At 51.9% G+C, this 17,228-nt stretch carries 4 protein-coding genes; all 4 read right to left on the reverse strand.

The genetic code is table 11. The features are described from left to right. Nucleotides 1-19 precede the first annotated feature (19 nt). On the reverse strand, nt 20-5,959 hold the full coding sequence (locus tag EFB08_RS18590; RefSeq protein ID WP_165864962.1) for an ice-binding family protein: 5,940 nt from the start codon (nt 5,957-5,959) through the stop codon (nt 20-22). 851 nt (nt 5,960-6,810) lie between these two features. Continuing rightward, nucleotides 6,811-7,842, reverse strand: coding sequence for a PorP/SprF family type IX secretion system membrane protein (locus EFB08_RS18595; RefSeq protein ID WP_123128464.1), 1,032 nt, complete (start codon nt 7,840-7,842; stop codon nt 6,811-6,813). A 9-nt stretch (nt 7,843-7,851) separates the two neighbouring features. Next, nucleotides 7,852-14,493 carry a gliding motility-associated C-terminal domain-containing protein gene (locus tag EFB08_RS18600; protein WP_123128465.1) on the reverse strand — a complete coding sequence of 2,214 codons (6,642 nt, stop codon included), beginning with the start codon at nt 14,491-14,493 and terminating at the stop codon, nt 7,852-7,854. 727 nt (nt 14,494-15,220) lie between these two features. Then, a complete protein-coding gene (locus tag EFB08_RS18605) occupies nt 15,221-17,107 on the reverse strand; it encodes a gamma-glutamyltransferase family protein (RefSeq protein WP_123128466.1) in 1,887 nt (628 codons plus the stop codon). Between the last annotated feature and the right edge of the window lie 121 nt (nt 17,108-17,228).

Below are 17,228 nucleotides of genomic sequence, written 5' to 3' on the forward strand. Positions count from 1 at the left end.
TTTCTTCTTTTCTCCCCCTTTAGCGCATGATCGTTACATAGCCTTTGCGCGTCACTTCCTGGCCCTCGCAGAGGCGCACCCGTAGCACAAAGTAATAGGTCCCTTCGGCTAAGCCGCCGCCGGTCCAGTTGTTGCGGTACTTCTTGATGCGGTACACCTCGCTGCCCCACCGGTTCAAAATCACCAGTTCGTTTTCTGGGTACTCCAACAGGTTCTGCACCACCCACACATCGTTCTTGCCGTCATTGTTGGGCGAGAAAACGTTAGGCACGTGCAGCTCAGGGGCCAGGTATTTCGGCACGATGTCCAGGCTGGCCGAAGTAGTAGAGCAGGTTCCGTTGTGGGCTTCCACCACAATCTTCGCGGAGCTTAATGGCGCATTGGCTGGGGCCTGTACCGTTATCTTGTTTGTTCCCTGCCCAGAGGTGATAGACCAGCCGGGCATCTCCGTCAGGATACTCCATTTGTATGACACCCCTGACATGGCCGGAACCGAGAACTGGTTGCCCACGCACGGGGAACTTTCATCGATGATCACGGGGGCTACTCCCAAGGCATTGGCCACCGTCACCGATAGAGTCGCTTCGGCACTGCCGCCGCACGGGTTCACTGCTTTCACACTTACATTGCCAGCCCCGGCTTTGGTGGTTACCGTAATGCTGCCCGAGCCCTGACCGCTGATGATTTGCCAGCCTGCCGGTACGGTCCACTCATACGAAGCTGCTCCTGGTACTTGGGTAACGGTATAGACCCGCTGCTCTGCAGAGGCGCAAAACGCGATAGGGCCGTTGATCACACCCGGTTTCAGGGTGCCGGCTACGCTTGGCGTCACAGTCAGGCTTTTCTCCACAGAGAGCCCGCAGTTGTTCTGGGCTTTTACTTTGATGGTGCCTGCGGTAGTCGTTGGAATAACTGAGATGGTGGTAGTGTTCTGGCCAGATACCAACGTCCAACCAGCGGGCACCGTCCAGAGATACTGGGTAGCGCCAGAACCGGTAATGCTATAGGTGACCGCCCCAGCGGTAGCGCAGATATTCGCACCTCCTGAGATCTCTCCGTTAATCACCGGCGATCCGGTGGAAGGCACCACGGCTACGGCCCGGCTTTCGCTCTGTCCGCAGGCATTCCTGGCTACCACACTGATCTGTCCTGAAGTACTTCCGGCTGTTACCGTAAGGGTAGTGGTCCCCTGGCCCGCCTCTATTTTCCAATCAGCAGGAATATTCCACTCGTAAGAAGTAGCTCCGTTTACGGCGTCTATTTTGAAAACAAGTCCATTTTGACCGGCACAAGGAGCAAGCGCGGAAGCAGCTACCTGAATAGGGTTTGGCTTAAGCGGAAGATCTTTTTGCACCTGCACCTGCAAGGTACTGGCGGTTGATTTGATGCCACAACCGTTGACCCCTGACACACTCACGGCTCCGCCGGAAGCTCCGGGAACCACCGTAATGGAGTTGGTGCCCTGACCCGCTTCAATTACCCAACCGATAGGTACTGTCCAGGTATAAGCGTTCACGTTAGCATTCGCGGCAACCTGGTAAGTTACCCGGGAGGTAGTACAGGTGATGGTTTGACCGGTAATGGTTCCTAAGGCAAATGGAGCACTGCTGGAAACACTCACCGCTAGCATGGCAGCGGTACTGGCAGTACACACATTCTTCGCTTTTACGGTGATCTGTCCGCCAGTAGAACCGGTTTGCACAGTAATGGAAGTAGTACCCTGCCCTGAGGAGATTACCCATCCGGATGGAACCTGCCACTCATATTCTGTTGCTCCGGTTACTGCCTGAATGCTGTAGGTAATTTGCTTTTCATTGGCGCAAACGCCTTTGTTACCGGTGATAAGGGCAGGTACAGCAAGGTTATCAGTCCCGGAAGTCACTGCCAGAGCTCTTCTGATAGCTGATCCGCAACCGTATTGGGTACTCACCGAAACTTCTCCTGCATTGGTGCCCGCTTTTACCTGAATCTCTCTTGTTCCCTGCCCACTTACGATGGTCCAACCGGTGGGCACTTGCCACTGGAAGCCCGTGGCGCCTGTAACTGCGGCCACAGAATAGGTTTGGGTAGTATTAAAGCAAAGCCCTTTACTTCCCTGGATGGCATCGGTAGCCGGATTAATTACCGAAGGAGCTACTACTAAGAGCTGCGCGGAACTGGTTCCGCAACCGTTCATGGCTTTCACCGAAACCGCCCCGGCTGTATTTCCTACTTTCACTACCAAACTGCCGGTACCCTGCCCTGAAACGATCTGCCAACCGGCGGGTACTTCCCAGGTGTAAGTCATTCCGGCCACCGCATTCCGGACACTGTAGGTTTGCTCGGTGCCGCCGCCGCAAGGCATGGTTTCACCAATGATCCCTGCCGGAAGAATCGGTGCTACTAAGGAAGTCACCTCCAGGCGTACCGTCGCACTAGCCCCGCACGCATTTGAAGCCACCAGAGAAACAGTACCTGCTCCGGCAACCACTTTAACCTGGATAGACCTAGTGTTCTGACCGCTCATGATCTGCCATCCGGTAGGAACTTCCCACGCATATTGGGTAGCACCCGGAACCGCTTCTACCGAGTACGTCAACAACTCATTAGAAATACAGGCGGTTTTAGGTCCAGTAATGGCCGTTGGCGAAGCGGTTAGTGGCTGCGAAACGGTGATGTTGGTAGAGTCTGAGGTGGTTCCGCAGTTGTTAGCTGCAACCACTTTCAGATAACCACCGGCTGTGCCCGGTCTTACACTCACAGATCGGGTTCCTTGGCCAGACAGAATGGTCCAACCAGTGGGAACGGTCCAGGTAAAGGTGTTTACGCCTGCGTTTTCTGACACGGTGTACGTGCGAGGAGTAGTAGCATAGCAGAAGGCCTTATCTCCGGTGATGGTCCCGATGGCGGCCGGAACCGACAAAGACAGATTCACCGGCAAAACCGAGGCGGCACTGTTACCACAGGCATTTCCAGCTACTACCTGCACTTGGCCGGCTGCTGAGCCCACACGCACTACCAGTGAAGGTGTCCCTTGGCCCCGTACGATGGTCCAGGTAGCTGGTACTGCCCAGATATAGGTAGTAGCACCAGATACTCCGGTGATAGAATAAGTAACCTCTCCCATGTTGGCACAAAGGTTCACCGTTCCGGCAATCTTGCCGGGCGTAACCGGAATAGCCGAAGAGACAGAAACCGCTAAAGAACGCGTGGTGCTCTGCCCGCATCCGTTTCTAGCCGATACCTGGATATTTCCGCTGCCTGTACCTGCTTTTACTTGAATCTCAGAGGTCCCTTGTCCGCTGATAATGGTCCAACCCGCAGGAACCTGCCACTGGAAAGAAGAGGCCGCATTGGTGGAGGAGATGCTATAGGTGAGTTGGGTGGCATTGGCACAAACCGCCGCTTCGCCCTGAATGGAAGCCGATAAAGCTGGCACTCCGGTGGTTGGAGTTACCGCGATAGACGTTGAAGCACTAAGGCCGCAATTGTTGCTTGCTGTTACGGTCACCTGTCCGGCAGTAGTGCCGGTTCTTACCACTACAGAAGCGGTACCCTGGCCCGAAATGATATTCCAACCAATCGGCAACGACCAGGTATAAGTGAGGCCTGCTACAGGATTAGGAACCGAATACGTTTGTTGCCCGTCCAAGCAGGGGGCTGTCTCGCCTGTGATGGAGGCCGGAGCCACCGGGATGGTCAGGACAGGCGCTACCTGTAAGGTTCTTACCGGCCCGTTTCCGCAACCATTGGTCCCAAACACCGAAATACTACCGGCAATGGCACCTGCTTTTACTTTGATAGTTCCGGTTCCCTGCCCAGTTACGATCGTCCAGCCTTCGGGCACAGACCAAGTGTAGCCAGTTACGTCTGCGGTGCTGGCAACCGAATACGTAAGCTCTTCCTGTCCTTTACAAGGAGCAGTGATGCCTGAAATCATGCTCGGGATTACCGGAGGACCTGTATTTACCGCTACTTTCAAGGTGGCTTCAGCCCCTGTTCCGCAAGCGTTAGAGGCAACCAGCTTAACTTCTCCCGAGGAACCTACTTTTACATTGATTCTGCGAGAGCCCTGTCCAGATAAAATCCGCCAGTTTGCCGGAACACTCCAGGTGTAGCTAGTGCCGTTGTCAATTTCCTCCACTGAGTACGTGCGTTCGGCGTTGGAAAGACACACGGCCACTTCTCCGGAGATAGCACCCAACACAGGTACTTCAGAATTAATGGAGACCCCTAAAGAAGTAACCGGACTAACGCCGCAGCTATTCTGGGCCTTCACAGTCACTTGCCCGCCCGCTGAACCGGCCCGAACCACCAGTTTGCTGGTCCCCTGGCCGCTTACAATACTCCAGCCGGCAGGAACTGTCCACGTGTAGCCCGTGGCATTAAGCACCGCCGGCACCTGATACGTGATATTGTCTGTGTTGGCGCAAACCTGCGCGGGTCCCGAAATAGATCCGGGAGCAAGGGGAGCAGTGGGAGAGATCACGACCTGTGCTTCACTGCTGGCGCTTTTACCACAACCATTTTCGGCGGTTACTTTTACCTTTCCGCCTAAGGTCCCGGCATTCACGGTGATGGAAGGTGTACCTTGTCCTCGTACTACGGTCCAGCCTAAGGGTAGTTCCCAGGCGTAAGAAACGGCACCGGGCACTGAGTTAATAGAATAGGTGATGTCTCTCTGGCCCAAACAGGCCTCCAGGGGTCCCGTAATGGAAGAAGGCATGGGCGGAGGTGAAGAAACGGTGCTTACTTCTAAAACCGATTCAGGCCCCTCCCCGCAGGCATTCACTGCTTTTACCGAGATAGTGCCGTTGGCCTCAGCGCCTCCGGTAGAGACCGTGATGATGTTAGATTCCTGTCCTGAGGTGATCACCCAACCTGCCGGGAGCGTCCAGGTGTACTTCCGGGTTCCAAGCAAAGGCTCAATCCGGTACACGTTTCCGGGAGTGTTGATACAAAGCGAAGACTTCCCGCTGATGGCCCCTGGCATAGACGGAGTTGCGCAGATGGATAGCTCAGAGCTGTTGTTTTTGATGTTAGGATCAGTGCCGTCTCCGGTAACAGTCACAATGGTGGTAGAGAACTCCGTTTTGATAATGCTGGCTTTCACTACCATTTTGGCCTCAGCACCACTTGGAAACTTGCTGATGACCCATTCCTTTCTGAGCACATTGAACAGGGACCCCATTGACGTGGTGGCGCTTAGAAACGAGAGCCCCGAGGTAGTTTCAAAGTTCAGGACGACGTTGGTCTCATCATCAGGGCCCAGGTTTTTAAGGGTTACGTTATAAGTCACGATAAGCCCTGCTCCATATGGACCGTCACTTACCGTATGGGTTACCTCCAGATCAGAAATGTTCTCTCCTCCAAGCTCAGACACACTGGTACCTGAAAGGGCCACACCGCCGTTCTTGCTTAAAACCTTGCCTTCAATTGTTGCTCCTTTTTCTGACGAAATGTTTCCGGCGGCTACCAGGTTCCCTTTGAAAGTGCTCTGGGGCCCTAATTTAGTATTTCCCTTTACCTGCCAGAACACGTTCTTAGACCGGATGCCCTGCCGTAGCGCCACCTCCACCGATGGATCTACCGTGAGGTCTCCCTCTATCTGAAAAACAAAAACCCCATTAGGGAATTTACTTCCTAACAGCTCCAAAGATTTTTGCAGCCGTACGTTGCCATTTACCCGATACACCCCGGGAAGCAATTTACTACCAGACAAAGCGGCCCCAGACAAAGTAGCGGTTGGCTTCTGGCGCATTAGTTCTGCATACACCCTGTTTACCTCGGCTAAGTTCTCTGGCGACGAGGAAACCGATGACAAACCCTGCTTCTCTATTTTGCTATTGCCCGTGTTCTTATACCCTGCACCTGCCGCAACAGACACGCGCTGCAATGACTTGAAGGCAGGGGCTACCTGGCCGAAGGTTATTGATGTAAAAGAAAGGAAGATTAAGAATAGTAGTAATCGTATTTTCATGCACATTTCTCCAACTCTACAGGCCAACAGAGTGGAGTATTAATCCAACTGTAACCTCTTGATATTTAATATTTAAAATAGTATACATATCTTGTTATATGTTCCTTTCTATTCAATTATAAATGCATCTTGGATTAAAAAATTTCAGGCCGGATAAACCAATAATCACCCTATTAGGGCACTTGGCTAAATGGCTATAATCCAAAATATTACGATTGGACAAATTTATTAAATAAAATGCAATATCCCAGATTTAATATATATTCGTGTTTTACAATATAGCACACGCCTGTTTTTTCCAGGTAATTGGAAACAAATAGCTTAGCGGCAAAAAGAGGAAGTTTGACTTTAGGTAAGCAGCATAAAGTAGGCAACGGCACGCACACCCCAATACCACAGCTTCATTTCAACTGCGTCCTATAGCGGAAAGCACAAGGACCAGGAAAGCATTTTCGGTCTGTTTTTCCCAAAAAGCACTTAAAACATAAAACCGGCCACACTCCTTAGAAATAACTAAGAGCACAGCCGGAACCCAAAAAAATTAATTACGCAAGTAGCCCTGGAGAAGAGCATTCACCTGTAGAGCTACTTATGTTTTGATGAAACCGTAGAAAAGAAGTTAGTTTTGTTCTCTCCAAGCACCTTTTGGCCTGTTTTCAGAAAAACAGGCCAAAAACGAAGCTTTCACCATTCTCGACTTTGACCGTCAAGCGAAGCTTCAGAAACAGAGCAGAATTTGGTGACTTATTCCTTTTAGCTCATAATTTAGTCTCTACCCCAATCAACTAGAGGATAAGAACAGTTGATTTTTTCTCACTTCTTCCTTTTGACGTAGTCGCATTTGCTAAGCCTTACCACACCCATTGAGGGCAGAGCACTTTCAGTTTGTTATTCACTTTTAAACCCACCATTACTTCATGCGAACCTGCACTGGTCTTATGCTGGCCAGAAATGGGAAGATCGTAAGAATAGCCGAAGTCTAATATTGGGCTCACGTTCAACCCGAAAAGGAAAGCGACCGCATCTTTATTTCGATAGGAAGCCCCAACCCACACCCGTTCATTGTACATCGCTTTCAAATTCAAATCAAAAGCCCCTGGGCTGGATTTGGCCACCTTGTATAAAACTGATGGGGTAATCATCAGGTCTTCTACCTGAAAACGGTACCCTGCGGTGATAAAATAGTGCGGCACCAGCCTGCCCGAAATAGAATAATCCTGCGGGGCCTGGAAGTCGCTGCCACTGTTGATCAGGTGCGCACCCGATATTCCCAGAAACGCGTAACGGGTATACAGCCACGTGCCCACACTCAGGTCTGCCTTGGTCATATTCACCTGATCCCCCAACAAGGCAACATCTGATGGAGAAATGGCGCGGGCCTTGCTGGTATTGAAGCTGTTTCGCACCACACCGGCTGAAATCCCCGAGGAAAGGTTCAAGGTACTGGTCAGGGGCACATGGAAGGAATACACCAGGTTCACGGAGCTTGTCCTGAGCAAACCGGCCTGGTCTATCTGCACAATGGCTCCCACCCCATGGTGCGGGCTGACGCGCCGGAATCGGTTATTGCGATCCACTTTGGGTCCTGAGCCGTTGCTTCTTACCCTGAACTTGCCCCGTCCAGTGGCGTTTCGGTCACTTTTCCCGATGGACGCGTGCATACTGGTGTATAAGGTGGAAGGAGAACCCTCTACGCCTACCCATTGCTTCCGGAAAGAAGACCGGACATCCATGTAGTTCTCTATGCCCGCCACCGCCGGGTTAATCACTAAACTATTGGTCATGTATTGGCTGAACTGAGGCATCTGCTGCCCTACCGCCCTCCAGGAAACCAGGCAAAGAAATGCCAGGCTCGCTGCAACTAAACTCTTTCTCCCTATCATGACACAACCTTAATTTATGATGGTGATACTTCCCGCAATCGGCTTTTCGTCTTTGTCCAGCTGGATGATGTAATAGTAGGCGGCTACCGGCAAAGGCTTGCCCTGGTAGGTGCCGTCCCAACGCGTCTGATAACCTTCAGAAGTGAAAAGCCGGGTTCCCCATCGGTTAAACACTTCCACTTTGCAGTTCGGGTACTTCTCAATGTTCTGAATCTCCCATTCATCGTTGATTCCGTCTTTGTTCAGGGTCAGCACGTTGGGGATAAAGATCTCGGGCAGCACCGTGACGGTGACCTCGTCTTTGGCGATGCAGCCTTCGGCAGTAGTGACCGTGACGGTGTAGGTGGTCGTTTCCTTGGGGGTGGCAATGGTGGCAGCAGTATTCACGGAAGACAAGCCAGTGGCTGGGGACCATTCATACTTCACTCCCCCTGAAGCTTGCAAGTTCGCGGACCGTCCAATAATGATGGAGACATCTGGGCCGGCATCAGGTTTGGCAGGCACCACTTCTACCGTTACGGCCGTTCTGCTACTACTTGGGCAGCCTTCTCTGGAGAGAGACTGCACATAGAAGGTAGTAGTCTCGGTCAGGGCAGGGGTCGGGAAAGTCACATCGGTGTAAAGGAGCGTTCCTCCCTGCGGCTGGTCATACCATTCAACCCCAAAACCGGGGTTGGTTACTGTCACATTGATTCTATCTCCCGGGCACACCCTTGGGTTACTCGTCACCAGCGCAGGGGCAGCCGGTAATTGGTTTACCTTAATTTGCACCACGTTGCTGGGTTGGTTCTGGCAAGAAACCGATACCACCACTCGTCTAAACCAGGAAGTCTGAGTAAGTGGACTTGGCTGGTAGTTAAGCTCGGTGTTAGCGCCCGGAGCAGGGGTATAAGTACCGGTTGCCCCATCCGTGCTGACCTCCCACCTGTAAGTAATGTTGGGTCCGCCTCCGGTAGGCAAAGAACCTTCCAGCAAACCAGGTGCGGTATTCGCGCAAACCTCCTGCCCGGTCCGGATGATGTTGTTGGCGATAGGGGTAATCACCGTAATTTTCACAGGGGTACTCTTACTTTCGAAGCACGGAAAAGAGGTGACGGTGCGTCTGTACCAGGTAGTGGTCCGTACCACGCCGGGTGTATAAGTAAGCTTTCTGTTTTCCCCGGCAGCGGGCGTAAACACCACGCCATCGGTGCTGCTTTCCCACAGGTAAGTATAGGTTCCGTTTCCGCCGGTAGGAGTAGAGCCTGTCAATGGCTGCACAGCATCGCCGCTACAGATGGTTTGGTCAGCGGTGATTTCGTTATTGGCAATGAGAGGCACCACCGTCACCTGCACCACCGCCGAGGTGATGGTACAACCTCCTGACAAAACCGTCCGCCGGAACCAAGTAGTCTGGGTGAGGCTTTCTGGCTGGTAGTCTCTTTCCTGGTAGTTACCCGCGGCAGGAGCAAAGCCGCCCGTTGTTCCCGTCGTGCTGCTTTCCCACAGATAGGTATAGGTTCCGTCTCCTCCCTGCGGCTGGGTACCTGTGATTGGGGCTGGCGGAGTACCTGAACAAGTAGACTGCGGAAACGAAATCCGGTTATTGGTGATCACAGGGCTGATGGAGATTCTCACCGCTTCGCTGACGCTCGGCAGACAGGGCCCCGCCGTGACTCTTCTCCTGAACCAGGTCACCGTAGTGATATTGGTAGGCAGGTAGGTACTATCAGAGTTGGTTCCAGGCGCCGGGCTAAAACCTGTGTCAGGTCCAAGGGTGCTTTTCTCCCACAAATAGGTATACACCCCGTTCCCGCCAGTCGGTGAGGTCCCCGTCAGCAGACTAGGGCTTGAACCCACGCAAAGGGCCTGATTGGAAGAGACGATGTTGTTCCCGATGTTCTGGTTCACCGTTACCTGTACCATTGCCCGCGGGCTGATACAGCCTTTGGCGTCTGTCACCTGCACATAATAGGTGGCGGAGGTCGTAAGCACCGGCGTTGTAAAGGAAGCGCCTTGCCCCAGAGCAGTGCCGCCTATCTCCACGTCAAACCATTGGTAGGTACCCGCGCTGGCACCCGTTATTGCCAAAGTAGCCGAATTGTTCTCACAGATCACCTGGTTCGCTACGGTTGGCGAGGCGGGCAAAGGCTCCACCGTAATTTTTATGGCTTCCGAGGCACTGGTACACCCACCCGTTGTTACCACCCTTCTGAACCAGGTGGTTTGGGTAAGCACGCCTGGAGCATAATCCATCCCTTCTGCCCCGGTAATAGCCGTAAAGTCGGGAGCGGTGGCGGAAGTGGTGCTGCTTTCCCACTGATAAGTGAACGAGGCACCAGGATCGCTGGCGGGCTGAGAACCCGTCAAGGCAAGTGGCGCGGTGTTGCTACAGATGGATTGGGGAGCACTGATGATGTTGTTTGTCACCGGCGCCGTTACGGTTACCTTAATGCCATTGCTCACATTAGCGGCACAAGCTCCACCCGTCACAATTCTCCTGAACCAGGTGGTCTGGGCTAGGTTCACAGGGGTATATTCTCCCTGAGCGGCATTAGCGATCGGAGTATAGGTGTTTCCGTCCGTACTGGCTTCCCATTGGTAACCATAGTTTCCAGAGCCTCCCGTGGGCTGTGACCCGGTCAAGGCTTGGGCAAATGAACCTGCGCAGATGGTCTGCTCCCCCGCAATGCTGTTATCAGCAATAGGCTGCTGCACCTCAACTTTCACCGCCGGACTGGTAGAAGTACAGGTGCGAGAAATTACCTTTCTCCGGTACCAGGTATCCTGGGTAGGCGCCGCGGGAGCATAGTTAATGTCTGTAGCTCCAAGAATGTCTGTATAGGCAACCCCATCAGTGCTTTGCTCCCACTGGAAGGTAAAAACATTATCCCCTCCGGTTGGCTGTGCACCTTGCCACATAGCTGGCGTAGAACCGATACATATGATTTGGGTTTGGCTATTGGTGATCAGGTTGTTCTCCAGGGCGGGGCTTACCGTCACCTGTACTGCATTACTGATGCTAGGGTCACAGGCACCTGCGGTCACTACCCGCCGGAACCAGGTGGTAACGGTCAACGACATGGAAGCTAAATCCTTGGCATTTGCATCAGGAATAGGACTGAAGCCAGCGGTAGCAGAGGTAGTGCTCTGTTCCCAAACGTAAGTGTACGCCCCGCTGCCCCCGGTTGGCTCCTGCCCCATCAACACCCCAATGGATTCCCCTGAGCAGATAGCTTGGTCTGCGGAAATAGTGTTCGAAGCGATGGGTTGCTGCACCTCCACCAATACGGCCTCACTTTCGCTTTTTTGGCAGGTACCCGAGTTTACCACCCGCCGGAACCAGGTGTTCTGCGTTACGGCTTCGGTTGGAGTAAAATCTTTTGCTGTTGCCCCATTGATTGCGGCGAACCCGGCTGTGCCAGAGATGGTACTCACTTCCCATTGATAGGTATAGGTGTTGTTTCCGCCTAAAGGTTGAGAACCAGTGAAGGCGGCCGGAACCTTTCCTGCACAGACAGTTTGCCCAGAGGAAACAATATTGTCGGTGATTTCAGGTTTGACGGTAACCTCTACCGCTCCGCTTGTTGTCACGCATCCCGCAGAACTGGCCACCCGCCGGAACCAGGTAGTGGTCGTAAGCGCCGCTGGCGAATAATCTTTGGTATTAGAATTGGGGATAGGCACAAACCCCGAGGTACCGGAAGTAACACTGCTTTCCCACGTATAGGTAAAGGAGTTATTCCCCCCCATAGGCTGAGAGCCCGTCAATATTCCCGGCGTCTGCCCGGTACAGATATCCTGCCCACCCATAACCGTATTATCTGCAATGGTGGCCGCTACTCTTACCCGAACCTCAGAACGGGAAGTACTCACACAGCTATTTTCATTTAATGCCTCAACATAAAACACGGTATCACGAACCAAGACAGGTGTTTGGTAAGATTCGCCGGTAGTCACCAGAGTGCCTCCTGTACTGGCAGTGTACCACTTATAAGTAAAGCCGAGCTGAGGATTCACTGATAGGCTGGCCTGCTGCCCCTCACAAATGGCCACGTCATTCAAAGTAAGAAGAGGAGCTGCCGGGGTAGGACTAAAGGTGAACGCCACCACATTACTTACATCTATCGCACATTTCTGCGAGGCAATGGTTCTTCTGAACCAAGTGTTCCGGGTGATGAGAGCTGGGGAGTAATCTTTTTCGGTGTTGGTGCCCGGGGCGTCGGTGAAGGTTACCCCATCAGTACTGATCTGCCATTTATATTGGTAAGGCGCTCCGTCTCCCCCTTCTGGGTTAGAGCCTATAATAGGGTTGGGCGCCACTCCTTCGCAAATGGTCACGGCTCCTTGCGCGGCAATGTTGTTGTTGGAGACTCCTTTCAGCACCACAACTGTCACAGCAGTTCTGGTGGCACTCACGCAATTGAACCCACTAACTGCATCTACATAAAAAGTAGTGGTAGTTGTAAGAGCGGGAGAGGGGGTAAAGGTATCACCGGTAAACACCGGGCTTCCACCGGTGGCAGCTTCATACCACCGATAGGTAGTGCCCGCTGCCCCACCAGTCGCTGTCAAAACGGCCGGTTCCCCGTCGCAAATGGTAAGCCCTGCCACCGTCGGGGGCAAAGGCAACTCCCTGATGGTAATCTCCTGCGAAGCTGCCGCCGAAACCCCACACTCATTGGTAGCCGTTACGGTGACTGTGTAGGTTCCCGCTACGGGGAAATCAATAGATGGATATTGCGAGGCATCTGTAGAACCCGACACAAAGGTTGCGCCACCCGCTCCGGTCACCGTCCACTTATAAGCGGAGATCGTTCCGAAATTAGCCATGTACTCCGGCCTATGCGAAGTATTGGCATCTGTGAACGCTATCACCCCCGGCGCACATAGCTCTTGGGCGCCAGGCAAGGTTACCGTAGGCGGAGCATTGACTTTGACCTGGGTACTGTCCTTACTGGTTCCGCAGGGGTTAATGGTTTCCAAAGTCAGGGTATAGATCCCGGCAGTGGTAAAGTTAAAGACAGGATCTTTGCTGGTGAGCGACCCAGAAGTAATGGTGTAACCCGCATCTGGGGAAACAGACCAAAGATACGTGAGTTGCTCCCCCACAGACTGATTATTCGTGGCTACCTCCAGGTTCGCACAACCTGTATTAGGGTTTAAGGTTGTCGTAAAATCTGCAGTGGGCGGTTCCAGTACGGAAAAGACAAAGGTAGTATCGTGAGAACTACAGTTGTTAGTTACTTTCAGTTTGATGTTGTAATCGCCTTTGGCAGAAAAATTAATCACGGGGCTTTGAGACGTAAGCGTACCCGAGGTAAGGCTCCATCCAGTGGCAGGGGCTATTTCCCACTGGTAACCGGCATTGTTATTACAACGGCCAACTCCAAGCATATTTGCCCCTGGATCAGAAGTATTTTTCAGGGTGTAAGCAGTGTTGATACAAACCGTTGGAGTTTTGGGCTCTAGTTCGAAACTGGCTTTGGGCTTAGCCGCTATATAAATAGAACTTACAATGACATTCGTGATACCGCAGGGGTTTTTGGCAGTAGCATTTAACTTGAAGGCATCTGTGCCTCCGTTGTTACATGAACTCTTTAAGAAAGTGTGGGTAAGACTTGTGGGAACATTGTCCTGCGTGAATGTATATCCTGGAGACCCGTCATCAAACTGGAAAGTATAGATGGTAGAGGGACTATTATTAGCGATACCTGTGATTGGGAAAGTATAAGTTACAGGTGCGCAACCCACTGTGTTACCCGGGCTACCTACGGTGAGACTTGGGTTGCTTCCGTTGAATACTTTTATGTTTTTGGTGGAAGTACAGTTAGGGCCCGCAATAACCAGTTTCAGGTTGAACTCCCCTTGGGTAGTATAGGTATGCTCTGCCTCTTCAAAGGAAGCAGGGAAATTCTGAATTTGACCATCCCCCCAGTCAATGGTATAAGCCCGATTGGTGGCCTTGGTAGTAGAAGTGTTCCGTACTTTCAGCAGGTAATTAGACGCTACGGAGGCGCAATTAGTGAAAGGGAGCGAAAAATTCTGAGTGGCCAGCACATCTTCCAGAGAGGGATCTGCCCGTTGGTTTATGACAAGTTCTTTGGTGACTTCGCTTGTACAGCCGCCTGCATTGGTGACTGTCAGCTTTATCTGGTACCTGACGGTGCCCGTTCCGTTGGAGACAAAGGTATGGTTGACTTCCTGTAAATTACCGGTATTCCCACTACCAGAATCAGGGTCCCCAAAGTCCCACTTATATTTGAAACCAGGGCCTGAAGTAGTAGCAGTGAACCTTACATTAGAGCCCGAACAGACATTATCAGTAAAGGTAAAATCGGCAGTGGGGTTGGTGCTTGTGACTACCTTAAAAGGAGTAGAGATTTTCTCCTCACAGGAGGTTCCTTTTACCAGTACAGTATAATCACCAACTGCGGTTACGGTCAGCTTATTGCCGGTTTGCCCAGCCAGATCAACCCCATCTTTCTGCCACTGGAAAGTAGCCCCTGCACTCCCTGACGTAGCCACCAAAACTATCTGCCCGGCTCCTGGGCACAAGGCACTGGGCCCTTCGGCCGAGACAGAGACCTCACAATCCTGCGCTAAAAGCTGCCCATGGCAGATCAATAGGACAAAGAATACTAAATACAGGCGACGGTAAAACTGTGCCATAGAATGAAGCAAAGGTGAAAAAGAAATAGACTTTATGAGAAAAGGGAAACTCTCAACTTTTATAAAGATAGGAACGCAATACTTAATTTTCCAATTAAAATTATATTTAAAATTAAAATGTAAATAGTTACTTCTGAATATTGGCTTTTTTGAGCTGTTTTCCTGTAAGAAAGAATAAGCGGCTCAACATCCTCTTTTCTATGTTTTATTCAATCCTTTATTTTAATCATATGAAAAAGTCAAAAAAAATATAATTATTCAACATTAAATTAAAAGACTTATATATTAGACGAGAAGATGGATACTAGAAGAGATAGAAAAAGGGCGAAGCGTTTTAGGGCAGTTTTCTTGAAACGAGCGCAAAAACAAGGCTCTCGGCAGAGCTGTTCTCTCTGACAACAGGAAGCAAGTAACGCCAGAATGATTTAACCTCAGAAGCAGGTCTTTCATCATCAAAAGGAGGAATAGGAATATTACATCCTAAAGGCAAGCCACTGGGCTTCAAAGGGGCATTTAAAGCCTACAGTTCACTAAACCATGAAAAGGAAAAGGAATAAATCAACAGGAGCAGATGATAAATAAGAAGTAGAAAAAAGGAGCCCTTCACCCACTTCTTGAACAGAGGAGGTGAAGGGCTTTTGTATACTTAAAGAGGAAGCAGGTACAACAGAGCTGAGAAGCTTCCTGCCAAGGGCACTTACTTATAAAGAGGTTTATTACCGGAGAATCACCAACCTATTCCGTAATCTTCGCCGTGGTTGCTAGATCCGCCCCAGAAACTTCCGTGTTTCCAGTCAAAGTAGATGGCGTTGATGGGGCCGCTGGTACGGTCATCGAAACTGAGGGTGTAGCCCATTTTCTTCAACTGCTCCCGAACGGCTTCGGGGGTGCTGTCATGCAGGAGAATCTGCCCGGGTTTGGGTTGCCGGTCTTCGGTCTTGGTGCCTCCCAGAGACAACCAGAGTTGGTTGGTGTTGAAGTTCGCGGCCTCCGCGGCCTGTTGCACGTTCATGCCAAAATCAGCGACATTCAGAAAAAACTGCAAGAGGTTTTGTTCCTGGGTGTCGCCGCCCTGTACCGCGAAGGACAGAAAGGGCTTGCCGTCCTTCAGAGCCATGGAAGGCGTTAACGTTACCCGTGGTCTTTTGCCCGGCTCCACTACGTTGAAAGGGTTCAATTGCGCATCCAGCACGAAGCTCTGCATGCGCTGGCTCATGCCCACGCCGGTGCTCCCTGCAATACAGGCCGGATTCCAGCCGCCGCTAGGTGTGATGGAAACTACCCAACCCTCTTTGTCTGCAGCTTCAACGGTAGTGGTGCCTAACCAAAGCCTCTGCTCATACTCCACCTTAGAAGAGCCGTTCCGGATGTCATGCGTCGGGGCGAAGTTCCGTTTGGTGGTGTCCATTTCGTAGCCTCTTTGCTTGAGCAGTTTCAGGTAGGGGTTTTTGGCCTTTTTTGCCTCAAACGGGTAAGGATCACCCGGCCCGATGTTGGGGTTGTTTTTATCGAACTGAATGAGGGAGGCCCGCTGCTTCGCGTATTCTTTACTGAGCAGCCCTTTAATGGGTTCCTGCGGGGCGAAGTACGAATCACCGTAATAGAAATCACGGTCAGCGAAGGTGAGGTTCATGGTCTGATAGACCGTATGGATGTACTTGGCACTGTTGTGCCCCATGCTTTTCAGGTCGAAATTCTCCAGCACGTTCAGGGCCTGCAGCAGAACGGGGCCCTGGGTCCACTGCTTCAGTTTATAGACATCAATGCCTTTGTAATTCACCGTTAGGGGTTCTTCCTCAATGGGCTTCCATTTGGCCAAATCCTGCATCGTGATCAGACCGCCCTGCTCCTGGCAGCCGCGCACAAATTCCTGAGCAATGTCTCCGGTGTAGAACCGGTCGTACGCTGCCATGATGGCCTCTTTCCGGCTCTTTCCGCTTTTAAGGGCGGCTTTCTCGGTTTCTACCATTTTGGTGAGGGTAGCCAGCAAGTCTTTCTGCACGAAGATCTCACCGGCCTCGGGAGCCTCTCTCTTCTCACCAGGGTGCGTCAGGAAAACTTTTTTGCTGTAGGGCCACTGCTTGAGCCGTTCTTTTTCGCGCTCAAAGCTATTGGCGGTCTGGGCTTCGATGGGGTAACCGGCCGCCATTTCCATGGCCGGGGCCAGCACCTGCTCTAAACTAAGCGTCCCGTAATTGGCCAGCATATACAAAAGTCCTCCGGGCGTGCCGGGTGTAGTGGCCGCCAACGGACCATATTCCGGAGGGAAATTATAGCCTTTACTCTTGAAAAAGGCCGCCGTGGCTCCGGTTGGGGCAACGCCCATGGCATTGATGGCAATGACTTTCTTGGTCTTCGGGTTGTAGATGAGCGCCTGGGTCTCGCCGCCCCAACTCAAGACATCCCACATGGTGCAGGTAGCCGCCAACATAGCGCAGGCCGCATCCACCGCATTTCCGCCTTTCTGGAACGTCATGGACCCGGCAGTGGCGGCCAGCGGTTTTCCGGTAATCGCCATCCAGTTTTTGCCATGCAGCACGGGTTTCTGCGTTTGCTGCGCCCAGACAGTCACGACAAAGGAAAGGCAAAGGAGCAGGGTAAAGAAATGTTTCATACCGATACTATGCTTTAGAAAAGCTTAAGTTAGTCAAAAACGGCCCAAAAACGGAAGCCCAACCAGATTATCTCCCCGCACGCAGCAGGTCCTCTCAACCCGATTACCCTTCAAATAGAGA

Origin of the sequence: Rufibacter latericius, from assembly GCF_003721515.1 — a bacterium.
In the GTDB taxonomy this organism is placed as follows: domain Bacteria; phylum Bacteroidota; class Bacteroidia; order Cytophagales; family Hymenobacteraceae; genus Nibribacter; species Nibribacter latericius.

Bases quoted from the DNA above. Each gene is read 5' to 3' on its own strand.
- EFB08_RS18590 (WP_165864962.1), bottom strand. From the start codon at position 5,959: ATGAAAATACGATTACTACTATTCTTAATCTTCCTTTCTTTTACATCA.
- EFB08_RS18605 (WP_123128466.1), bottom strand. From the start codon at position 17,107: ATGAAACATTTCTTTACCCTGCTCCTTTGCCTTTCCTTTGTCGTGACT.
- EFB08_RS18600 (WP_123128465.1), bottom strand. From the start codon at position 14,493: ATGGCACAGTTTTACCGTCGCCTGTATTTAGTATTCTTTGTCCTATTG.
- EFB08_RS18595 (WP_123128464.1), bottom strand. From the start codon at position 7,842: ATGATAGGGAGAAAGAGTTTAGTTGCAGCGAGCCTGGCATTTCTTTGC.